The sequence below is a fragment of the Algoriphagus ornithinivorans genome (assembly GCF_900115305.1).
Taxonomy (GTDB): domain Bacteria; phylum Bacteroidota; class Bacteroidia; order Cytophagales; family Cyclobacteriaceae; genus Algoriphagus; species Algoriphagus ornithinivorans.
The window spans coordinates 239,426-261,191 of record NZ_FOVW01000004.1; the positions used below are offsets into that span (position 1 = coordinate 239,426).

General features: G+C 40.4%; 19 protein-coding genes. 12 read left to right on the plus strand and 7 right to left on the minus strand.

The genetic code is table 11. The features are described 5' to 3' along the window. Positions 1-77: 77 nt before the first annotated feature. The 7 genes from BM073_RS07410 (at position 78) to BM073_RS07440 (ending at position 7,048) form a co-directional block, all read left to right on the plus strand. Positions 78-1,037, plus strand: coding sequence for a glycosyltransferase (locus tag BM073_RS07410; protein WP_091652643.1), 960 nt, complete (start codon positions 78-80; stop codon positions 1,035-1,037). A 167-nt stretch (positions 1,038-1,204) separates the two neighbouring features. Continuing rightward, complete coding sequence (locus BM073_RS07415; protein WP_091652644.1) at positions 1,205-2,095, plus strand: lysylphosphatidylglycerol synthase transmembrane domain-containing protein; 891 nt, start codon at positions 1,205-1,207, stop codon at positions 2,093-2,095. A 57-nt stretch (positions 2,096-2,152) separates the two neighbouring features. Beyond that, positions 2,153-2,971 (plus strand): orotidine-5'-phosphate decarboxylase, encoded by an 819-nt coding sequence (gene pyrF, locus BM073_RS07420; protein ID WP_091652647.1) that lies wholly within the window; start codon positions 2,153-2,155, stop codon positions 2,969-2,971. A gap of 81 nt (positions 2,972-3,052) precedes the next feature. Beyond that, positions 3,053-4,348 carry a DUF2851 family protein gene (locus tag BM073_RS07425; RefSeq protein WP_091652650.1) on the plus strand — a complete coding sequence of 432 codons (1,296 nt, stop codon included), beginning with the start codon at positions 3,053-3,055 and terminating at the stop codon, positions 4,346-4,348. A 55-nt stretch (positions 4,349-4,403) separates the two neighbouring features. Beyond that, positions 4,404-5,039 (plus strand): acetyltransferase, encoded by a 636-nt coding sequence (locus BM073_RS07430; RefSeq protein ID WP_091652653.1) that lies wholly within the window; start codon positions 4,404-4,406, stop codon positions 5,037-5,039. A 157-nt stretch (positions 5,040-5,196) separates the two neighbouring features. Beyond that, positions 5,197-6,201 (plus strand): oxygen-dependent tRNA uridine(34) hydroxylase TrhO, encoded by a 1,005-nt coding sequence (gene trhO, locus BM073_RS07435; RefSeq protein WP_091652656.1) that lies wholly within the window; start codon positions 5,197-5,199, stop codon positions 6,199-6,201. Continuing rightward, entirely contained in the window at positions 6,179-7,048 is an 870-nt protein-coding gene (locus BM073_RS07440; RefSeq protein WP_091652658.1) for a nucleoside phosphorylase, read from the plus strand. Before trhO ends, BM073_RS07440 begins: the two co-directional genes overlap by 23 nt. A gap of 6 nt (positions 7,049-7,054) precedes the next feature. Here the strand turns inward: BM073_RS07440 and BM073_RS07445 are convergent, their stop codons facing one another. From BM073_RS07445 to BM073_RS07455, 3 genes are all read right to left on the minus strand, one after another. After that, complete coding sequence (locus BM073_RS07445; RefSeq protein WP_091652659.1) at positions 7,055-7,330, minus strand: hypothetical protein; 276 nt, start codon at positions 7,328-7,330, stop codon at positions 7,055-7,057. A 93-nt stretch (positions 7,331-7,423) separates the two neighbouring features. Next, positions 7,424-8,062, minus strand: a complete 639-nt coding sequence (locus BM073_RS07450) for a response regulator (RefSeq protein ID WP_091652660.1) — start codon at positions 8,060-8,062, stop codon at positions 7,424-7,426. Then, the gene (locus tag BM073_RS07455; RefSeq protein ID WP_091652661.1) at positions 8,052-10,052 is read right to left on the minus strand and encodes a tetratricopeptide repeat-containing sensor histidine kinase; all 2,001 of its coding nucleotides are present in this window, start codon (positions 10,050-10,052) and stop codon (positions 8,052-8,054) included. Before BM073_RS07455 ends, BM073_RS07450 begins: the two co-directional genes overlap by 11 nt. A gap of 84 nt (positions 10,053-10,136) precedes the next feature. Between BM073_RS07455 and BM073_RS07460 the strand changes: the two genes are divergently transcribed. Beyond that, the gene (locus BM073_RS07460; RefSeq protein ID WP_091652662.1) at positions 10,137-10,853 is read left to right on the plus strand and encodes a DNA alkylation repair protein; all 717 of its coding nucleotides are present in this window, start codon (positions 10,137-10,139) and stop codon (positions 10,851-10,853) included. A gap of 316 nt (positions 10,854-11,169) precedes the next feature. Here the strand turns inward: BM073_RS07460 and BM073_RS07465 are convergent, their stop codons facing one another. Then, on the minus strand, positions 11,170-13,098 hold the full coding sequence (locus tag BM073_RS07465; protein WP_091652665.1) for an ABC-F family ATP-binding cassette domain-containing protein: 1,929 nt from the start codon (positions 13,096-13,098) through the stop codon (positions 11,170-11,172). Between the two features lie 398 nt (positions 13,099-13,496). Here BM073_RS07465 and BM073_RS07470 point away from each other — a divergent pair, with 398 nt between their 5' ends. Together BM073_RS07470 and BM073_RS07475 are read left to right on the plus strand one after the other, a co-directional pair. Next, complete coding sequence (locus tag BM073_RS07470; RefSeq protein WP_091652668.1) at positions 13,497-13,724, plus strand: hypothetical protein; 228 nt, start codon at positions 13,497-13,499, stop codon at positions 13,722-13,724. Beyond that, positions 13,715-14,005, plus strand: coding sequence for a type II toxin-antitoxin system RelE/ParE family toxin (locus tag BM073_RS07475; RefSeq protein WP_091652671.1), 291 nt, complete (start codon positions 13,715-13,717; stop codon positions 14,003-14,005). The genes BM073_RS07470 and BM073_RS07475 overlap by 10 nt, the downstream gene beginning before the upstream one ends. Before the next feature lie 3 nt (positions 14,006-14,008). Here BM073_RS07475 and BM073_RS07480 read toward each other — a convergent pair whose 3' ends face one another. Further along, entirely contained in the window at positions 14,009-15,130 is a 1,122-nt protein-coding gene (locus BM073_RS07480) for a DUF4221 family protein (RefSeq protein ID WP_091652674.1), read from the minus strand. Positions 15,131-15,356: 226 nt separating this feature from the next. Between BM073_RS07480 and BM073_RS07485 the strand changes: the two genes are divergently transcribed. Together BM073_RS07485 and xerD are read left to right on the plus strand one after the other, a co-directional pair. After that, complete coding sequence (locus BM073_RS07485; RefSeq protein ID WP_091652677.1) at positions 15,357-15,842, plus strand: peptide deformylase; 486 nt, start codon at positions 15,357-15,359, stop codon at positions 15,840-15,842. 195 nt (positions 15,843-16,037) lie between these two features. After that, entirely contained in the window at positions 16,038-16,943 is a 906-nt protein-coding gene (gene xerD / locus BM073_RS07490) for a site-specific tyrosine recombinase XerD (RefSeq protein ID WP_091652682.1), read from the plus strand. A 222-nt stretch (positions 16,944-17,165) separates the two neighbouring features. Here the strand turns inward: xerD and BM073_RS07495 are convergent, their stop codons facing one another. Further along, complete coding sequence (locus BM073_RS07495; protein ID WP_091653054.1) at positions 17,166-18,311, minus strand: acyl-CoA dehydrogenase family protein; 1,146 nt, start codon at positions 18,309-18,311, stop codon at positions 17,166-17,168. Between the two features lie 330 nt (positions 18,312-18,641). Next, the gene (locus tag BM073_RS07500) at positions 18,642-21,668 is read right to left on the minus strand and encodes a VPS10 domain-containing protein (protein ID WP_245756383.1); all 3,027 of its coding nucleotides are present in this window, start codon (positions 21,666-21,668) and stop codon (positions 18,642-18,644) included. Between the last annotated feature and the right edge of the window lie 98 nt (positions 21,669-21,766).

Below are 21,766 nucleotides of genomic sequence, written 5' to 3' on the forward strand. Positions count from 1 at the left end.
ATTTGTGAAACGATGTTATTCGTGCTGATTTTTGACCCCCGAATTAAATTGCTGTATTTTTGACGAAATTTTATAGCATGAACAAGCCACTTTTGTCCGTTGTAGTGACCGTTTACAACGAGGAAGAAAATATACAGCCTCTATTAAAAGCTACCTATGAAGCATTGGAGGGGATAGATTATGAGTTGATTTTAGTTGAGGATGGAGCCACTGATGGAACAGTGGCAGAGGTGAAGAAGTATGCCAATGAGCGGACCAAGCTGATTATTTTTAATAAAAACTACGGACAAACCACCGCATTGGCAGCTGGGATTGATATGGCGATCGGAACTTATATTGCCACTATGGATGGAGATTTGCAAAATGATCCTACCGACATTCCCACTATGCTCCAAAAAGCTATGGATGAGGATTGGGACGTGGTAGCTGGACGGAGAGCCAATAGAAAAGATGGATTTGTCTTGAGAAAAATCCCTTCCAAAATTGCCAATTGGGTAATTCGAAATACCACCAAAGTCTATCTCAATGATTATGGCTGTACGCTTCGTGTTTACAAGGCGGAAATTGCGCAAGGAATGGGCTTGTATGGAGAATTGCACAGATTTATTCCGGTTTTGGCTAAGGAACAAGGAGCTAGAATGACCGAAATGGATGTGAAGCATCATCCAAGAATTCACGGGGAGTCCAAGTATGGCCTAAGCCGTACTTTCAAGGTGATGGCAGATTTGATTTTGATGCTCTTCTTTCAAAAGTATTTCCAGCGCCCCATCCATTTGTTTGGAGGGATTGGTTTGATTGCTTTTTTGGTAGGGGTAGTGATCAACTTTTACCTTCTAATTCTCAAATTGATTGGAGAGGATATTTGGGGTAGACCAATCATGATATTGGGTTTTATCTTAGTTCTTGGAGGTATTCAGTTTATTACCACTGGCATTATTGCTGAGATCATCGTACGAACTTACTTCGAGTCTCAGGATAAGAAAACCTACACTGTTCGTTCAGTATTTGAGGGAAAGGCAGTGAAGTCAGAAGTTTAAAGTGAGAAGGCTGAAAAAAGTAGGCAGAGGCAGTTTCAAAAAGTATGAAGGCTAAATTGTGAAGTCTGAAATTGTCTGCTTGTGCATCCCTAAATAAAGTTGACGGTTTGGTTCAATAACCAACAACTAATAAGGATTAACCAATAACCAATAACAAATTCCCCAATTTGACCCGATACAAAAACCAGCTGAAAACTATCCTCAAACTGATTCTAACAGGATTGGCTTTGTATCTGGTTTTTCGAAAAATTGATACAGCACAACTTTTTGAAATCCTGAAAACCATTCAATGGATTTGGTTGGTTCCAGCGGTGATACTTTTTGTATTGAGTAAAGTTGCTACTGCTGTTCGTCTCAATCAATATTTCAAAAACATCAGCCTTCAGCTTTCAGAATGGAAAAACTGGAAACTCTACCTTATTGGAATGTTTTACAATTTATTCTTGCCAGGTGGAATCGGAGGGGATGGTTATAAGGTATACTTGCTCAATAAGCACTTTAAACTGCCTGTCAAAAAACTACTTCAAGCTGCTTTGCTGGACAGATTAGGCGGTTTGGTAGCCATTGTTTTTTTGCTATTCGGACTTTTCTTGATAGTTGAGGTGGAGTTGGATTTTTTGGAAAGTGAGCTGTGGAATGGCTTGATGGTCGTGGGATTGATCTTGACCATTCCGGGGTTTTGGTTGGTTCAGAAACTGTTTTTCAAGGATTTTCTCCCTTCATTTTGGTCTGCCAATGCTTGGTCCATTGCAGGACAGCTGGCGCAGTTGATTTGTGCTTGGTTTATTTTGGTGGCCTTGGGAATTCATAATAATATCTTGGCCTATCAATTAGTGTTTTTGCTTTCATCAATTGTGGCAGTACTGCCCTTGACTATTGGGGGAGTGGGTGCCCGTGAACTGGTTTTTGTCTATGCTCATCAATATGCAGGGATAGAGGAAATGGCTGCAGTAGCTTTCAGTTTAATCTTTTTTCTCATTTCGGCGGCAGTTTCTTTGATGGGAGCTTTAGTAAAGGTGGATTTGAAAGATGAGCAAGTTGATTCGCCAAGCGATTAATAGAGGTTTTTGGACTGAAAGGAATTCCGTATTTTTGAAATTCTTAGAATTAAATCCATGAATCGCTCCCAACTCATTGCCCAGATTGAATATAAGTCCTCATTTCTTTGCGTAGGTCTTGATCCAGATCTGGATAAAATCCCTGCCCACCTTAAATCTGAACCGGATCCGATTTTTTCCTTTTGTAAGGAAATTGTAGAAGAGACGGCTGATTATGCAGTGGCCTACAAGCCCAATATCGCTTTTTTTGAGGCATTAGGCCCCAAAGGCTGGGAGAGTTTGCAAAAGGTCCTGGATATTATTCCCAAAGAAATCTTCACCATAGCAGATGCAAAGCGCGGAGATATTGGAAATACCTCCAAGCTTTATGCAAAAGCTTTTTTTGAGTCTATGGATTTCGATTCTATTACCGTGGCACCTTATATGGGAGCAGATTCGGTAACTCCTTTCTTAGAGTTTGAAAATAAGTGGGTGATCCTTCTAGCCTTGACTTCGAATGCAGGATCTCAAGATTTTCAGACGATTGAGGATGGACATTGCAAACCTCTTTTTCACTCCGTCATCGAAAAAAGTCAGGAATGGGGGAGTCCTGAAAATATGATGTATGTGGTTGGTGCAACCCGTGGAGAATTAATCGGTGAGGTGAGAACATTGGCTCCGGATCACTTTTTCCTAGTACCGGGAGTTGGAGCTCAGGGTGGAAGTTTGGCTGAGGTAGCTAGGTATGGAATGAATGCTAATTGCAGTCTTTTGGTCAACTCAAGTCGAGGTATCATTTATGCTTCCAATGGAAAAGATTTTGCGAAAGCTGCCAGAAATGAAGCCAAAAAGCTTCAGGAAGAAATGAGTGTCCTACTCGAAAAGCACAGAAAGTAATTATGTCCGAGCTTTTGGACTAAGCTTGACTGATTCAGCAATATTTTTTAATTTCCATAAACTTTTAGTCAAAGACTTTTTATGGACTTTAAAGAAGACTTTTTACAGCTGGTCTGGAAGTATCAATATTTTGATCGAAGAGACCTCAAAACTACCGATGGGCAAGAGATTCAGGTAATCAATGTAGGTTTTCATAACCTGACTGAGGGACCTGATTTCAGAGATGCGGCTATTTCCTTAGATGGTCTTATCTTACATGGTCACGTGGAGGTTCACAAGCTTGCCTCAGAGTGGAAGCAACATTCCCATAATTCAGATCCTGCTTATAATTCTGTCATTCTGCATGTGGTCTGGAAAAATGACCGGGAAGTCAAAAGGAATGATGGGACTCAGATGCCCACTTTGGAGCTCGATGGGAAAATCTATTTAGAAATCTGGCGGAAATATGAGCAGATGCTGGACTATGATCAAAAACTTCCCTGTGCGCATGGATTGGATAATACTCCTTCGATCATTCGCTTTTCGGCCTTGGAAAAAGCTTTGGTTGAGAGACTTCAGGAGAAATCCACACTCATATTGGCAATATTAGATAAAACAAGGGGGGATTGGGAGGAAACTGCTTATCGATGGCTTTTTCAGTGCTTTGGGTTTAAAATCAATAGTCAGGCGATGCTGGAGCTTGCAGAGAGCTTGCCTTATAAATTGATTTTGAAGCATAGAACTCAGCTTCCCGCCATAGAGTCCATGCTTTTTGGTTTGGCTGGACTGCTACCTGAGAGCTCAGATGAACCTTATCCATCGCACTTAATCAAGGAGTATGATTTTCTTCGTCAGAAATATCAATGGAATTCTCCCCTGAAAAGACAACACTGGAATTTTATGGGGGTTCGTCCGGGAAATTTTCCTACTCTTAGAATTGCTCAATTGGCAGCCATATTGTCCCATGCTCCCAACTTATTGCAAGCGGTTTTAGAAGATTCCCGTGATTTTGCTGGGTTTAAGAAACTCCTTCAAGTCCGACCATCAGATTATTGGTTGTATCATTTTTCCTTTGGAAAAGCCTCATCCAGAATGGCTTCCAAAGGAATTTCCAGTGCAGCATTGGAGCTTTTAATTATTAATTATGTGATCCCGCTTTGGTTTGCTTATGGGCGATATTTTCAAAATTCAGATTGGAAGGAGCGGTGTTTTGACTTATTGCAGGAGATCAATGGAGAAAATAATTATATCATCCGTCAATTTAATGAAGCCGGTTGGAAGGCAGAAAGCGGCTTCGATTCCCAAGGGATGATAGGCTTATTCAGAAATTATTGTGAACCCAAAAAATGTTTGCAATGTAAAATTGCACAGAGTTTGATTCGTTCGGAAAACAAATGATGTTTGGGTAAGCCCGTGAATTCCTGTAATTTTGCAGTCCGAATTACAATACATTATGGATAAACCAGTAATTATTCTGGGCGCAAAAGGAATCGCTCACCCAGCTTTAGAGATTTTCAACAGCAATCAGGTGATCGTTTATGGTTTCTTGGAAGAGGATGAAAGTCTGCATGGAACAGAAATCAATACGGTGCCTATTTTGGGACATACGGAAGATGATGGTTTCTTGAAACTAATCGGTAAAAAGACCGAGGCTTTTGTGGCAGTGGACGACACCAAATACCGTAAGTTTTTGGTGGAATTGCTCAATGAAAGAAGAAAAGTACAGCCAATCAATGCAATCCATCATACAGCTTATATTGCCACTGATGCAAGTTTGGGGCATGGTAATTTCATCAATGCTCAAGTCAGTGTAGGTGCAGGAACTGAAATCGGTCATCATTGTATCTTAAATACCGGGGCTACTGTAGATCATAAAGTCAAAATTGGAGACTTCGTACAAATTGGAGCTGGTTCCATCATCAATGCTGAAGTAACAATCGAGGAAGGAGCATTTATTGGTTCTGGAGTAACGATAGTCTCTGGAGTGACCATCGGCAAAAATGCCAGAGTTGGAGCCGGATCGGTTGTAATCAGCTCCGTAAAAGCCAATGAAACCGTATTTGGAAATCCAGCTGCTAAAATTAAGTAAGGAAGAATCTAGGTCATTTCCCTTGTCAAGGAAATTAAAGAGAAAAAGTAATATCGAATGCTGAATGTCGAACACCGAATAATGAAGTGAATCATCGGACATCCAGCATCGGACATCAAACAAAAACCAAACACCCTGCCGAAACAGGGCTCAAGTTATGGAAGAGAACAAAAACAAAGACTATAGCATCCTGCTATACTACTGCTACGCCAAAATCGAAGATGCCGAGCAGTACAGAGAAGAACACCACTTATTTTGTGTTGAGAACAATATCCGTGGTCGTATCATCATTTCTGATGAAGGCCTGAACGGAACAGTTTCAGGCCTGAAAGAGGACTGTGAAAAGTACATGGCCTACATCCATGCAGATCCGCGCTTTGCGAAGACCGAATTTAAAATCGATCATCATGATAAGCATGCATTTACCAAAATCCATGTCCGTTACAAGCCTGAGATCGTCCACTCTTCATTGCGTCATTTAGATCCAAATGTGAAAACTGGCAAGCATCTCGAGCCTGAGGAGTTTAAGAAATTAAAAGATCAGGAAGATGTGGTGATTTTGGACGTTCGCTCCAATTATGAGCATGAATTGGGTCGTTTCAAAAACGCCCTAACCTTGGATATTGATAACTTCAGGGACTTTCCACAAAAGGTCAAAGAGTTGGAGCATTTGAAAAATAAAAAAGTACTGACCTATTGTACTGGAGGAATCAAATGTGAAAAGGCCTCAGCTTTTCTTTTAGAACAGGGATTTGAAGATGTGTATCAGCTACACGGTGGTATCATCAAATATGGCATGGAAGCCGGAGGAGAGGATTTCGAGGGCAAATGTTATGTCTTTGACAACAGAATCGCAGTTGACGTGAATAAGGTCAATCCTACTATTGTCTCTGAATGTCATATTTGTGGGACCAAATCTGACCGCATGGTCAATTGTGCCAATCCAACCTGCAATATTCATGTGCCGATCTGTGAAAACTGTGGCTGGGAATATGAAGGGGCATGCTCAAGCGAGTGTAAGGGAAATCCGGAAAAGAGGCCATATGACGGAACCGGATACTATCAGAAAAACACCAACGGTTACAATCCTTACAAGGGCTTACACAGAAAGCCAGACAAGGAACAAATTCAAAAATTGCATGGAGAAGCATCGCATTCCTGAGTCGGAATTGATCATTAATTCTGATGGAAGTATTTATCATTTGCATCTGAAGCCAGAAGATCTGGCTTCAGTTATTTTTACAGTAGGGGATCCTGAGCGTGTTCCTTTGGTTTCCAGAAATTTTGATAGCATAGACTTCCAAACTCAAAAAAGAGAATTTGTTACGCACACTGGAATGCTAAATGGTCAGAGGGTAAGCGTGATGAGTACCGGAATGGGTACCGATAATATAGAAATCCTCATGACAGAGCTGGATGCTTTGGTGAATGTGGATTTTGAAACCCGTACGGTGAAAGAAGAAAAAACTAGCCTTCAAATAATTAGATTGGGGACTTCAGGTGCCATGCAGGCTGATCTTCCTGTAGGTACTCTTTTGGCGAGTGAAATTGCCATCGGAATGGATAGTTTAATGAGTTACTATCCACCCTTGTCTGGAAATCAAGAAATAGCTCAGGCCATTCAGGGCGAATTGAACTTACCTTTCCGCCCCTATCAGGCAAGAGCAGCATTCCAGTTGGTGAATAGACTGGACGATAGGTTTGTAAAGGGAGTAACACTTACTTGCCCTGGTTTCTACGCTCCCCAAGGAAGAGAAGTGAGATTAAAGCCTAGGTTTGATCAATTTATTGAAAGATTGGCTGGACTGGAAGTGAATGGAAGACGTCTGACCAACTTTGAAATGGAGACAGCAGGCTACTATGCGATGGGGGAACTTTTAGGCCATCAAATGCTCAGCTTAAATGCAATTGTTGCGAATAGGCCAAATAGAGAGTTTGATAAAAAAGCTGAAAAAACCGTGGATCGTATGATTCACGCAGCTTTGGAACTATTAGCTGTTAAAAAATGATCACCCTTACGCTAGATATCTTTTTTCAGTCAAGCTTTTTTCAATTCTGAAATCCTCGCTATCCTGATTGTCAATTTGTTGCAATATTTTAGTTAAAAAATCAGCACACTCTTGTTTGCACAAATAGAGGCCAAATAGGTTTTCAGTTCTATTAACCAAGAAAGTTCGGCTACTATCAAAGAGTCTTACCAAATCATTCCAAGATCCCAAAACCAACAGTTCATCTCTGTTTTTCACGGTTTGTAGAATTTTAAATTCGCCAACTGCACTTGAAATTTTCATAGAAAAAATTGTTTACTGAATACATTTCAAACTTAAGCCTAAAGCAGGCCTACGGCAATACGTAGAAATACGTATTTTTTGTAAAAAATACCTTTAACCTATCAGCTCCTTATTTTTTTGAGCCCAGATTAATAAGGAATTATGTTTTTTCTCCAAGTTCAGCTTGCTTATCATATTTGACCTATGCTTGTCAACAGTTCTTTCCGAAATAAAAAGTTTATCCGCAATTTCCTTGGTAGCCAGTCCTTCCGCGATTAAGCGTAAGATTTTTTTCTCTGATGGGGTAAGAGAATGATTGTTTTGATCTTTTTGATGCTTTTCTAATTCTTCGAATATCTTTTCACTGAAAAAGCTTTCTCCATTTAATACCTGATCAATAGCTTTCGAAAGGTCCGTCAGTGCAAAATCCTTGAGAATATATCCGGAAAGATTCAATTCCTTGGCTTGATGATATAAGTAAAGCTCTTTATGAAGGGTGAGGAGGATTATCTTGGTATTTAAATCTTCTGCCTTACATGTTGCTGCGACTTCCAGTCCGGTCATGCCTGGCATATCCAAATCCAAAATTGCCAATGGAGGCTGGAGTTCACGAATTTTTTCCAAAGCTGAAATTCCATCTTGAGAAGCTCCTACGACTTCTAATCCCAAATCTTTCAAAAAATCCTGAAGACCTTTGAGTAGAATAGGATGATCGTCTGCTATGATTACCTGAGTAGGTGGTTTAGTTTGCATATACTAAAAAACTGAGTTTGGTACCCTTTCCTTTTTCACTGTTCACCTTCATTGTACCTGAAATTGCAGCAGTCCTTTCTTTCAATGTTTTCAATCCTAAGCTATGAAAATCATTGAATTTCTCCGAAAAATCAAAGCCTTTTCCATTATCCTCAATGATCAATTCCACACGGCTATTATGTTTAAGGAGCTCAAGCTTCATCCCTTCTGCTTGGCTATGTTTTAAAATATTATTAATTCCTTCTTGTGCTATCCTATATAATTGAAGCTCTTTTTCCTTTGGCAAGAAACCCTTTACTTCTTCAATCTCAGAAGATACAAAGAGCTGAGTTTCCCTGTCAATCTGCTCCAGCATTTGCTCCAAAGCTTTAGAAAGTCCCAATTTTTCCAATTGCATTGGATGAAGGGATCTTGCGATTGATCTCAATTCATTGATGGCTGTATCTAGCATATCACCGGCATTTTCCGATTGATTTAAGGCCACCTTATTTTTGATCAATAATAGGCTTTGTCCCAACCCATCATGCAGGTCTTTCGATATTCTTTTCCTTTCTTCTTCCTGAGTTTTGAGCAACTCTCGTGAAAAGTTCTCCTGCAAGGCTTTTTCTTTTTTGCTGGTTTTTAATTGAAAGGCCAAAAAACCAAATCCAGATCCACCCAAAAGCAGGAGTAGTGTCGCCCCGAAAATCAGATTTCTTCGTCTCGAGCTTTCTTTCAAATTTTCCACTTCCAGTGATTTGGAAAGCAATTCATTCTCTTTCCGCTCAGTCTCATACAATGTTTGGTAGTAGGCAAAGGAATTTGCTTGATTAACTTCGAAAATTGAATCCTGATAGCTCTTGAATGCAGTTAGATAATCCAGAGCTTTTGCAGGTTGGCCGGATTTTCTGTAGGCTTCTTCCAAGAGCTGGTATGCTATAGACAAATGATCCATATTCGATGCTTCCTTGGAAATCCTCAATAGCTTTTCTCCTGATTGAATCGCTGATGAAATTTTTCCTTCACTCAAAAGAAGCCTTGTCTGAGCCATGAGATAAGATCCTGAATTTTGATCCAGTTCCGGAACTTGACTCATTGCTTTTTCACCTTCGTTGAAATACTCTTTTGCCTTGGTCAAATCTCCCATTTCTCCATAATAGATGGAAATATTGAACTTCAGAACAGTTTTAAAGTATGGGTTGCTGTTGGAAATATTTTCTAAGGAGTCTGCTTTAAGCAAGGCTTTTATTCGTTTTTCAGACTTCTTTTGCTTTCTATAATCTTCCGATTGATTGAAAAATTGAATTCCTGCATCGCTGAAATTCTCGGAATTAATGGATTTTTGGATCAACTCATTCCGGATTTCCTCAGCTTCCTGATAGATACCATATTTGCTGAATAAAATGGCAAGCCCGCCGTTCACGAAATCCACATATTCGAAGTCTTCCAGATTTTGATAAATGATTCTAGCAGTTTGGTAGTCTTTCATGGCTTGAAGCATATTGCCATAATAGTCTTCAGCCTGACCTCGAAAAAAGTAACCATCTGCTATATAAAGTGAATCCTTTGAAGAAAATCTATCGATAGCTTTGGTATATTCCACTATGGCAGAGTCGAATTTTTGTTCATTGAAATAAGCTGCTGCCAATTTTAAATGTAGGTTGCCTTTAATTAATGAATCCTGAATTTCTGACTCATACAGAACAGCCTCCTTTAGGATTTCTTTCTTTTGAATGTCCGCATCCGGATCTGTTGCCGGGGTTTGAAATAGCTGGATGCTGCTTTTCGCCAACTTTTCATATGCTTTTTCATCTTTATAAATCTGAATAGCTTGAAGTAGGAGCTGATATCTTTCAGTGTCTTTTAAATCCTCTTTTTCCAGGGATTTTTCAATTTCAATAATGCTATTAAGAGACTTTTCTTGAGAAAGAGCGGAGTTTTCTAGTAAAATCGAAGAAAATCCAATGCTGATGAGAAATACCAAAAACTTTTTAAAAATTTCTATCTCCATGACCAAAGATATATAAATCAGTTAGTTTTCAATGGGTTAATATTTTTGTTTCAGAAATTGAGGAAAAATCAATTATTTACAGTTATGAGTGAGTTGACGGAACAAATTACCCTGGCCTTAAATGAAAAAGCTATTCCTGAAAAAGCGGCCTTTTTCCCAAAATTTTTCAAGGCTTTCCCAGGAGGATATGGGGAAGGTGATCTGTTTTTGGGTGTGAAGGTGCCTGATCAGCGAAAGATAGCTATGCAGTTTTATAAGGAGATCAGCCTAAATGAGTTATCTGAATTGGTGAGAAATCCTTATCACGAAGTGAGGTTGACAGGGCTTTTGGCTTTGGTCTATCGCTATGAAAAATGCAAAACAGAGGATTTAAGAAAGGAGTTGGTTGATTTTTATTTAGCTCATTTGGACTTTGTAAACAATTGGGACCTCGTGGATACGAGCTGTCATTTTATTTTAGGGGAGTATTATTGGAAAAAGGAGAAGGACTTATTTTATGAGCTAGCAGATTCAGGCCATCTCTGGAGACAGCGGATAGCGATGATCAGCAGCTATTTTTGGATCAAAAAAGGAGATTTTACCGATGCCTTGGCCCTGGCCGAAAAACTCAAAAACCATACCCATGATCTGATGCACAAAGCCGTTGGATGGATGTTACGAGAAATTGGTAACCGTGATTTCGAAACAGAATTTGAATTTCTAAAAAAGTATTATCATACGATGCCAAGAACGGCATTGCGGTATGCGATTGAGAAGTTTCCGGAAGAATTGAGGCAGGATTTTTTGAAGGGAAGAATTTGAAATCAGAAGTATAAAATTAAAAAGCTGATCATATTAGCGCAGCAGCGTCTTTTGCAGGAAATTTATTTCGCCGAAGGCGTATTTCTATCGTATTTCCACTGTATTTCCTAAAATCCCCCTTGCCCCCTTTGCCAAAGTTTTCGTCCTAAAATAGGGTTACGTTTCCAAAGGGGGAATTGACCAGTATCTCGCCGAAGGCATATCTTGAAAATATCTTATTTATATCTTTTATCTCTCCCAAAGAGGCTAAGTCGCTAAGGAATTAGGATTGATATTGACAAATCCTCTTCCTCTCTTTGCTAAAGAGCATAATTAATTAATCCTCTATCCCCTCCAATTCACTCAATTCCAACCAAGTCATTTCCAATTCTTCCAACTCGGAGTCAATTTCAGCGATTCGGTTGGAGAGCTTTAAAAGATCTTCATGATCTTCGATGCCGGCTGCGATTTGAGCAGTGATTTTTTCCTTCTCGCTCTCTAGCTTTGCAATCTGTTCATTCGTCTTTTTGAACTCCTGCTTCTGCTTGTAGCTTGCCTTGATTTTTGACACAGACTTCTCAGCTTCCTCAACTTTAGTGTCTTTTCTCGTTTCTAGTCTCTCGCTTCTAGCTTCTGTCGTCTTGGTACTTGGTACTTGAGACTTTGTACTCTCTTCCTTTTCCCACTCCCTAAAATCTGTATAATTCCCAGGAAAGTCCCGAATTACTCCCTCTCCCTCAAAAACAAATAGATGCTCTACCAAGCGATCCATAAAGTAACGATCGTGGGATACAATGATCAGACAGCCGGGAAAAGTATCCAGAAACTCCTCCAAAATATTCAAGGTCATCAGATCCAAGTCATTGGTTGGCTCATCCAAAATCAAAAAATTCGGGTTCTTGATCAGGACCAATAAAAGCTGAAGCCTTCTTCTTTCACCACCACTCATTTTACCAATTGGAGTAAACTGCTGCTTGGGAGGAAAACCAAACTGGGTCAAAAACTGACTCACTGTGATTGTCTGGCCTTTATTGAGGGTAACGACTTCAGCCACCTCTTTCACGACATCAATCAGCCTTTTTTCCTCATCAAATCGATCCTCTTCCTGTCGGTAATAGCCAAAAAGGGTGGTTTGCCCTGCAGTGATTTTTCCCTGGTCGGGTTCAATGAGTCCTGTTATTAATTTCAGAAAGGTGGTTTTACCTGCTCCGTTTGGACCTACGATCCCGATTCTGTCCTTTTTCTTGAAGATATAGGAGAAGTCCTCGATCAGTTTTTTCTCTCCATAAGACTTGCTGATTTTTTCTATTTCGAGGATTTTATTACCCAGTCGCTGTGTAGATACTGAGAGTTCGATATCCCGCTCTTCCCTTTTGGTGAAGGCCTTTTCCTTGGTTTCTTCAAAAGCATCTACTCTATATTTGGCCTTAGTTCCCCTTGCTTTGGGTTGGCGACGAATCCAGTCCAGTTCCTTTTTATATAGACTTTTTGCCTTTTCGATTTCGATGTCCTCTATCTGCATCCGCTCAGCTTTCTTGTCCAGAAAGTAGCCATAATTGCCCTGGTATCTATGGATTTTGCCTTGATCGAGTTCGAGGATTTCATTGGTAACTTTTTCCAAAAAATAGCGGTCGTGGGTCACCATAAAGATGGAAAGATTGGCTTTGGCCAAGTACTCTTCCAACCATTCTATGGTTTCTAGGTCCAGATGGTTGGTGGGTTCGTCCAGCAAAAGTAAATCCGGCTTTTCTAAGATTGCTTTAGCAAGCGCTACACGCTTACGTTGTCCTCCTGAAAGGTTTCCCACTGGCAAATCCGTGTCGTGGAGGCCTAATTTCCCGAGCACCTCTTTGACTTGGTATTCAAAATCCCAAGCCTGTAGCGCATCCATCTGCTCGAAGATTTTAGCCATTTTATCGGAATTGTCTATCCCGCGCTCTGAGTCCAGCATGGCTTTGTGGTATTCCTCAATAACCCGAAGAACTTCCGAATTACTTTGATCAAAAATCGTTTGAAAAATACTCAGGTTGGAATCGAAAACAGGGTTTTGATGGACATAGGCAATTTTCACGGCATTATTGAGCGCCACTTGTCCGGTATCTGGGATTTCCAATCCCATGATAATTTTCATTAAGGTGGATTTGCCTGCGCCGTTGATGCCGACTAGGGCGATTTTTTGCCCCTGTGATATGCCGAATGATATATTGGAAAAAAGCTTGCGTTCGCCGAAAGCCTTACTGAGATTCTCAACTGAAAGGTAATTCATGCCGCAAAAGTACGGGAAAATACTGTGGAAATACGATGGAAGTACAATAGAAATAGGGCCTCCTTCGGAGGTTGAAATATGATGTGAACACAAATAGTTTTTCTCAGGTAGGGAGAAATAAAGTGGAAATACGGTAGAAATAGAGCCCCCTCCGGAGGCTGAAACACTGTGGAAATAAAATGGAAATACACCCTCCTTCGTCGGGTGAAATAGTGTGGAAAAAGAATTGATTCGGCTCAAAAAGTTTGGAAATACGGCTCATTTATTATGTATGATGAGCCGTATCAACACCAAGTTGATTGGAATTGAGCCGAAATTTCTTGGTTAAATTGATTGGAAAAAGCGATGCTTGAATCTGTGACCCAGAATAGCTAATTTAGATTAATATAATTTTGACTATGGATATCGCATTGGAAAAAATAAGATTGATCGAATGGCTTGCAGGCCTTGAAGATGTCAGGATTTTGAAAGAATTGATTGCCTTAAAAGAGAATTCTGGACAGGATTGGTGGGAGAATTTATCGAATGAAGAACGGGAGGAAATTGAAATTGGAATGAATCAAGCCGAGGGAGGCGACCTAACCAAGCATAAAGATGTTATGAGTAAGTATCAAAAATGGACTTAGAAATTTTATGGACTCCTCAAGCTATCAGGGGTTTTGAAAGGATTCTCAATTATCTGGAAATCCATTTTTCAGAAAAGGAAAAGAAACGATTTCTAAATGATGCATCTAGATTTTTTGAAATGATTAAAGCCCATCCTGAATTACTACCCAAAAGTTCCTTACAAAAAAATCTTTATAGAGGCCCAATCAATAAATACACTGTGGTAGTCTATCGATATCTACCTCGGAAAAAGCAAATACAACTTTTATCCATTAGAGCTTCCCGGGAATCAGACAGTTAAGGATCAATCAACCAATTCTATCAACTCAAACCGAAAAGCATCCTCCTCTACCTTGGGATTTTCAGGATTGTTTGCAGAGAGATAAAGGCCTTTTTCGGTGATAAAATGATTATTAGGGAAATAAATTCCGCCTTCAAAATAGCTTTCGGTGATCAATGTGAGATCCTCATTAAACACCTGAATCACAAAAGGTCCTGGATTTTCCCGCAAAGCGAGTAAATCTTCTTCATTTTCAATGGCCAAAGTGGGATAGGCAAATCGATAATACAACTTCCGAAATTCATCGTAAACTAGCGTCTCATAGCGGGAGGAAGCGGTGAGGTATTTTTGGGTTTCAAAGCGCTCCCTATCTATCGGAAAATAGGGGAGAGATTCATCCAAGTATTGGCTTTTGCCATCGAAGGTTTCAAAAATTCCATTTTTACTTTCCTTGAAAATCCTATGGTCCCCGAAGAGAGAATAAACAGTGTATTCAGGATGAAAAACGAGGCTTGGCTCGAAAAATTTCAATCCTGAATTTAAATAGCCTTCAGGGTAGGTTAGTTCTGTGGATTGATAGGATCCATCTTCAAGATTAATTCCATAAGCAAGCAAGGATTTATTGAGACGGTCTTCTGTCATTTGTCTGTAATTCCCCTCTGTATGTGTTTTTACAAGCATTTTTCCGTTTTGCAAAATAGGGGCACTTCCAAAATAGGCATTGTGGACAAATGCATTAGTATGACCTTCTGGAATTTGGTATTCAATACGGTTTTTGATTTTTCCATTTCCATCTGACAAGGTAATTACCCCTTCCACAGGGGGGAATAAGAAAATACTATCCATACTTTGGATGCTGAATCCCAAAATGAATGCGACTCCATCAGGGCCACCTGAAGGATAGGTGATTTCTTTAGTCAAAGTTTTGGAATTCAAATCATAAAACTGCAAAGAATTTGAGTTCCAGTTGACATTGACCAAATAGTCTTCGTATCGAACCAATCCGGTACTGATATTGGCAGTCAGACTATCGATGGGGATGCGGAGGAATTCTCCGCTGGCTTGAAGTTTTAATACCTGGTTTTCGCTTTGATTTTTGGAGCAGCCAAGCAAGCAGAAGCAAAGTAGGATGAGGAAAAATCTCATGTGAGTAGAGTTTAAAATATTTATAAACTAAAAGGATCGCAAAAATTAAATAAAGAATTTAGTTTACGAAATCAATTTGAATTTTTGCGCCTATTTTTTTCAATTAGTCGGGCTTGAACTATCTTACTCCCATGAAATCGAGACACACTGGGATGATGGTAAAGCACACAATCTGCTTGCCGTAGGCAAAGATTCCATATGGCCTTCAAGAAAAAATTAAAAGCATATGAAAACCATCCATGATATTCTCAAACTGGGCGATCCTCGATTGTATCAGACTTGCGAACCGGTGCTCCGCTCGGAAATTCCTCAAGTTGCTGAATGGACTCAACAACTTCATGAGGCGATGGAGGATATCCGCCGTGTATATGGCTTTGGGAGAGGGATAGCTGCTCCCCAACTGGGGATCATGAAGCGACTGTTTTACCTCAATCTTGACCGGCCTTATGTGGTGATTAATCCTGAACTTAAAGGTCTGAGCCAAGAGAAATTTGAACTTTGGGATGATTGCATGTCTTTCCCTAATCTATTTGTGAAAGTAAAGAGGCATCAAAGCTTGACCCTAGAATACCTGGATGAAAACTGGGAAGCGAAATCCTGGACTGTGGACGGAGCTATTTCAGAATTGATTCAGCATGAATATGATCATCTCGACGGAGTGCTCTGTACGATGCGGGCGATGGATGAGAAAAGTTTTAAGTGGAGGGTTTAATTTAGAAATACAATAGAAATACACTTCGTGAAATACAGTAGAAATATACCTCGCTTCGCTCGGTGAAATACTTTGATCAGCCCCTTGACCGATATTTCGCTCCGATTTATCGGAGCCTATTTCCATCGTATTTCCATGTATTTCATTCATTAATTCATGGCTCCATTTTTGATCTTCTCTCATAAATTTTAATTCATGTACAAACCCTGGGATAATTCCATCAAGCAGTTTCATCATTACCTTAAAATCGAGCGTTCCCTCAGTGAGAACTCGATAGAAGCGTATTGCAGGGATGCCAAAAAGCTGGGAGATTTTATGGAATCTTTTTATCCTGGAGTCGGGCCTCAAGCTGCTACTAAAGTTCAGCTCCGAGAGTTTGTGGGCACCTTGGGGAAACTGGAAATATCCGACTTTACCCTGGCAAGAGTCATTTCAGGGATTAAAGCTTTTTATAAGTTCCTGATGTATGAAGGTCTGATTCAGGAAGATCCTGCTCAATTATTAGAAGCTCCGCGATTGGGTAGAAAATTGCCTGATACCTTGAGCTTTGAAGAAATTAATCAAATCTTGGAGGGTATTCCTATGGGAGAGCTACAAGGCCATCGGAACAGAGCCATGTTGGAGCTGCTTTATAGCAGTGGTCTACGTGTTTCGGAGTTAATCGGACTGAAGAAAAGTCAAATTTTTGAAGATATTGGTTTCCTGCGGGTAGTGGGAAAAGGGAATAAGGAACGATTGGTTCCCGTAGGAAAGGCAGCTTTAAAGTATATCCGTATTTATCAGGAAGAAGTTCGGAATCATCAGGAAATAGCTAGAGGTCATGAAGAATATATATTTCTCAATCGTCGTGGTAAAAAGCTAAGTAGAGTGATGGTTTTTATGATCATCAAGGAAGCGGTGGAACGTGTGGGCATCCAAAAAAATGTTAGCCCTCATACTTTTCGGCATTCCTTCGCTACACATCTAATCGAGGGAGGCGCTGACCTGCGTGCAGTGCAGGAAATGTTGGGTCATGAAAGTATCACCACCACCGAAATTTACACCCACTTAGACAGAGATTACCTAAGACAGGTACTGACGGACTTTCATCCGAGAAAATAGAAATAAGATTTCGACGCTTAAGTCATCAAAGTGAATCTAAGAAGGTAAAAATAAGTTACTTCTGATTTTTTATATGAGTCACCCTGAGCGGAGTCGAAGGGTCCTCGACTCCGCTCGGACTGACAATAATAGAAAGCCCAAACTGACAAAAACAGAAAAGCTCAAACTGACTAAAACAGAAAAGCTCGGAATAACAAAAATTTAAAGGTGATTTCAGAAATTTTACTTCTTTAACACCTCTCTCGAAATCACCAACTTCTGAATTTCAGATGTTCCTTCACCAATGGTACAGAGCTTGGAGTCTCGGTAATATTTCTCCACCGGATAGTCCTTGGTAAATCCATAGCCTCCGAAAATCTGAACCGCCTCATTGGATACGGATACAGCCACCTCAGAAGCATAATATTTAGCCTGAGCTCCGGCAAGCGTTACTTTCTCACCCCTGTTTTTCAAGTCTGCAGCTTTAAAAGTCAATAGGCTGGCAGCTTCTACCTGTGTAGCCATATCGGCTAATTTGAATGATATGCCCTGGAATCTACTGATTGGCTGATTGAATTGCTGTCTTTCTTGGGAGTATTGGATAGAAGCCTCAAGCGCTCCCTGAGCTATGCCTAAAGATAAAGCTGCGATGGAAATTCTACCACCATCTAGAATCTTCATGGATTGGATAAATCCTTCACCCACTTCACCTAAAATCTGACTTTCGTGAACTTTACAATCTTCAAAAATCATTTCGGCAGTTTCGGAAGCTCTCATCCCGAGTTTGTCTTCTTTTCTTCCACCACGGAATCCTGGAGTACCTTTTTCTACCACAAAAGCAGTCATTCCATGTGAATCTCCAACTTCACCTGTTCGGGCAATGACAACGGCCACATCTCCCGAAACACCATGGGTAATGAAGTTTTTCGCTCCATTGATAATGTAATATTCCCCTTCTTTTTTGGCGACAGTACGCATGTTTCCGGCATCTGAACCGGTATTAGGCTCAGTTAAGCCCCAAGCGCCTAACCACTCGCAGGTAGCCAATTTTGGGAGGTATTTCTTTTTCTGTTCCTCATTCCCAAACTGCATGATATGTCCTGTGCATAGGGAGTTGTGAGCAGCCATGGATAATCCAACAGAGGGATCTAATTTGGAAAGCTCTGCAATGGCTGTTACATATTCGAAATAAGTAAATCCGGATCCGCCGTATTCAGTAGGAACCAATACGCCCATTAATCCCAATTCCCCCAGTTTTTTAAAAAGTTCTAAAGGGAAATGTTGATTGTCATCCCACTCTTTACGGAAGGGTGTGATTTCTTTTGCTCCGAAATCACGGATCATATCAGCGATCATGCGCTGATTTTCATTCATTGTGAAATTTAACATGGAAAATTTTGGGTTTATCTCTGTAATTCTAACCCTAAGATTCAGAATTAGTTTGGCATCAGCAAATGCCATTAAAACAATGATATTTTATTTTTATTGAAAAAAAGGCTTTCTATTTCCAAGTTTTGAGATATAAGTACTGATTTGTTTCATGTAAAGTTGCTAAGACAGTTTTTAGTATTGTTTTAGGGAAAATCAAAATTAATTTTCCTGAGATAAAAATCGGCTAATCAATGTTTTACTTGTGTGGAGCCATTAAAATTTGAATAAAGAAAAAAGTCTCCCGAATCAGAGAAGAATTTCGGGAGACTTTCATTTTCTAAATCTTATTTATAAGCTTTCAAATTGCCTTTTAATTTTTTGGAAGGTCTGTTGCAATTCTTCTAATCTATCATAAGCATCCTTTCCGGGTTTCTGGTCAGCGCTTCCCAGCATGGAATAAAGATAAGAGGCTTGATCTCTCAGCATAGGCTGCATGTAGGTGCCATCTTCAGTTACAACTTGATTGTAAAGTTCCTGCAGCTTTGATTTTTGAATCTCGATCTGCCGATTGCCTTTTTCTTGAGAGATTTGAGTTTCCAGCTGCTTCTTTTTCTGGTCCATGGCATAAATCAATTTGGCAATTTCATCCCTGAAAGCCTGAATTTCCAAAGTGAGTTGTTCTTGTTCTGCCACATCCTCATCAGAAACTAAGGTAGTTCTAGGATCAAGTATTACCTCAAATTCTTGCTCAATAACTTCGTCCCCCGCTTTTAATCTCGCAATGTAAGTTCCTGTAGCTACCAAAGGCCCATTGCCGGTATATGCTCTATTAGGATCTTTATCCCAGCCTCCAGAATGCCTCATATTCCACTTGAAGTGATTCATACCCGCTTGATTGGGTAGGGTAGGTGAAGCGGGAGGATTGGAGAATTCGGTACTCATATTTCTTTCTGTATTGACTGAATCTTTTTTCATATTGGGCTCAAAAGCGCGAACCAGCTTTTTGTTTTTATCCAAAATTTCCAATCTTAATCCCTGGATTTTGTCAGCAAGGAAAAAATCCAATTCGGCACCCGAGCTTGGGTACTCTGGACCATTGGTTTCCCTTCTACCTGAAAGTTGATTTCTGACAGCAGGACGAGTTTCAAATAATACAACTTTCCTACTGCCGATTTCCGGTACGTTTCGAAGGCTGATCAAATTATCCAATATCCAGAAACCTCTACCCATAGTCGACATCACCAAATCACCTTGATGAACCTTGATGTCAGTTATAGGCGTGACAGGCAAATTGCTTTCGAAGGCATGCCATTTTTTTCCATCATCAAATGAGATAAAAAGCCCAAATTCAGTTCCGGCGTACAATACTCCTTTTTTATCCGGATCTTCCCGAACTACCCGTGTAGGATAATCTGCTGGAATCCCATTTTTTCCATCAGAAATTAAAGTCCAGGTTTGTCCATAATCCTCTGTTTTGTAAATGTATGGCGCATAGTCATCCAGCTGATATCTCAGCACTGCTACATAAGCTTTGGCTGGATTATGTGGAGATGGCTCTACTGCATCCACTCTGCCACCTGGAGGCATATTTGGAGTGACATTTTTCCAAGTTTTCCCTCCATCTTTTGTGACATGAACTGGTCCATCATTAGCTCCCACCCAAATAAGGCCTTCCTGGATTGGTGACTCACGAATCGCATAGATAGTGCTGTAATATTCTTCACCAGTGACATCACGGGTGATAGGAGAGCCCGGTACCACCTGCTTGTCGGCCTCAAATGCGGTCAAATCTGGAGAAATAATTTCCCAAGTTTTGCCATCATCAGTAGTCTTGTGTACATATTGAGAAGTGTGATAAACTACATCTGGATTATGAGGGGAGACATGAATAGGTGCCACTCGCTGAAAGCGAAACTTCAGATCTTTCGGGTTGTGACCATATATATTGCTAGCTCCTACATAATACTGTAACTCTTGGCCAGTTCTCTTATCAAATACGCCAAACCTCCCTTTACAATTGGTGTAAACGATGTTTGGGTTGCCTGGCTTGGGTACGGCTGGACCAGTTTCACATCCACCCGTGTTGATGATATAGGCATTACTGCCCGCCTGTACACTTAATGGTGGTCTGCTTGGAACAGCTATAGTGCTGTAATTATCCTGTTGTCCCGCATACAACCAATAGGGATATTGATCATCGACTTCCACCTGATAGAGTTCTGCGGTAGGCTGATTGAACTGGGTTGACCAACTCTTGCCCCCATTTTGTGTAATGTTTGCGCCTCCATCATTGGCTTGAATCCAAATGGTGGTATCGTTAGGATTGATCCAGATATCGTGATTGTCACCATGAGGAGTTGAAAGAGATTTCCAGGTTTTACCTCCGTCAAAAGACCTCAAAAATCTGAGGGAGTTATTGTAAACCGTATTGGCATCCTTTGGATTTGCGTAAATATTTGTGTAGTAAAAGGGTCTGTTAGTCAGATTTGGATTATCTGAAACAAAAGTCCAGCTTTCACCTCTATTTTCTGATCGATACAGTCCTCCTTGATTATCTGAAGCTTCAATGTTGGCATAAACCACATTTGGATCAGCTGGAGAAACAGCGAAGTCAATTTTCCCAGTCAATCCGGTAGGAAGTCCGTTATTTAGTTTTCTCCAAGTTTTTCCTCCGTCGGTAGATTTGTAAACCCCACCTTCAGAGGAGCCTGATGTGATGGTCCAAGGTTTTCTTTCCCCTCTCCAAGCTCCGGCATAGATGGTGTTGGGATCATCAGGAGCAAGTTCCAAGTCTGATACGCCCACACTGTCTGAATGGTAAAATACCTTTTCCCAGTTCTTTCCTCCATCTAGCGTTTTGAATACTCCTCGTTCCGGATTTTTTCCAAAAGGTTGGCCGATTGCAGCTACATAAACTATATCCGGATTTTGTGGATGAATCTCCACTGCTCCGATTTGTCCGGCATTTTTGAGTCCTATGAATGACCAGGTTTTTCCTTCATCTGTAGATTTATAAACTCCTTTTCCTGTAATCACATTGGATCTAAGTCCATCCGAGCCAGTTCCCACATAAATGATTTCTGGTTTTGCCTGATAGACCGCAATCGCTCCAATGGAAGGAGTGGGGAAATAACCGTCAGAGATGTTTTCCCAGTTAATTCCATAATCATCTGTTCTCCAAACCCCGCCACCAGTAGCGCCCATGTAAAATACCGAAGGCTTTGAAGCCACTCCTGCTACAGCTGTAACTCTACCTCCCCGAAGAGGGCCTACATTTCTAAATTGGTAGGAATTCAATATTTGTTGGATATCCTGAGCCACTGTCCACATGGAAAGTGAAAAAAGGAATATGCTTAGAATTGATTTTTTTAACATGCTCATCAAATTTGAATCTCTCAAGGTATAGGGAAATTGGCTGAAATAACAAGAATTTTATGGGAACGGGTCTGGATGAAACCCCTTTTTTCTAGAAT

Excerpts from the sequence above, each read along its gene's own strand:
- BM073_RS07460 (WP_091652662.1), top strand. The coding sequence starts at position 10,137 with ATGAGTGAGTTGACGGAACAAATTACCCTGGCCTTAAATGAAAAAGCT.
- BM073_RS07450 (WP_091652660.1), bottom strand. The coding sequence starts at position 8,062 with ATGCAAACTAAACCACCTACTCAGGTAATCATAGCAGACGATCATCCT.
- BM073_RS07445 (WP_091652659.1), bottom strand. The coding sequence starts at position 7,330 with ATGAAAATTTCAAGTGCAGTTGGCGAATTTAAAATTCTACAAACCGTG.
- BM073_RS07495 (WP_091653054.1), bottom strand. The coding sequence starts at position 18,311 with ATGTTAAATTTCACAATGAATGAAAATCAGCGCATGATCGCTGATATG.
- BM073_RS07455 (WP_091652661.1), bottom strand. The coding sequence starts at position 10,052 with ATGGAGATAGAAATTTTTAAAAAGTTTTTGGTATTTCTCATCAGCATT.
- BM073_RS07475 (WP_091652671.1), top strand. The coding sequence starts at position 13,715 with ATGGACTTAGAAATTTTATGGACTCCTCAAGCTATCAGGGGTTTTGAA.
- BM073_RS07485 (WP_091652677.1), top strand. The coding sequence starts at position 15,357 with ATGAAAACCATCCATGATATTCTCAAACTGGGCGATCCTCGATTGTAT.
- BM073_RS07500 (WP_245756383.1), bottom strand. The coding sequence starts at position 21,668 with ATGTTAAAAAAATCAATTCTAAGCATATTCCTTTTTTCACTTTCCATG.
- trhO (WP_091652656.1), top strand. The coding sequence starts at position 5,197 with ATGGAAGAGAACAAAAACAAAGACTATAGCATCCTGCTATACTACTGC.
- xerD (WP_091652682.1), top strand. The coding sequence starts at position 16,038 with ATGTACAAACCCTGGGATAATTCCATCAAGCAGTTTCATCATTACCTT.
- BM073_RS07430 (WP_091652653.1), top strand. The coding sequence starts at position 4,404 with ATGGATAAACCAGTAATTATTCTGGGCGCAAAAGGAATCGCTCACCCA.
- BM073_RS07440 (WP_091652658.1), top strand. The coding sequence starts at position 6,179 with ATGGAGAAGCATCGCATTCCTGAGTCGGAATTGATCATTAATTCTGAT.
- BM073_RS07470 (WP_091652668.1), top strand. The coding sequence starts at position 13,497 with ATGGATATCGCATTGGAAAAAATAAGATTGATCGAATGGCTTGCAGGC.
- BM073_RS07480 (WP_091652674.1), bottom strand. The coding sequence starts at position 15,130 with ATGAGATTTTTCCTCATCCTACTTTGCTTCTGCTTGCTTGGCTGCTCC.
- BM073_RS07410 (WP_091652643.1), top strand. The coding sequence starts at position 78 with ATGAACAAGCCACTTTTGTCCGTTGTAGTGACCGTTTACAACGAGGAA.
- BM073_RS07465 (WP_091652665.1), bottom strand. The coding sequence starts at position 13,098 with ATGAATTACCTTTCAGTTGAGAATCTCAGTAAGGCTTTCGGCGAACGC.
- pyrF (WP_091652647.1), top strand. The coding sequence starts at position 2,153 with ATGAATCGCTCCCAACTCATTGCCCAGATTGAATATAAGTCCTCATTT.
- BM073_RS07425 (WP_091652650.1), top strand. The coding sequence starts at position 3,053 with ATGGACTTTAAAGAAGACTTTTTACAGCTGGTCTGGAAGTATCAATAT.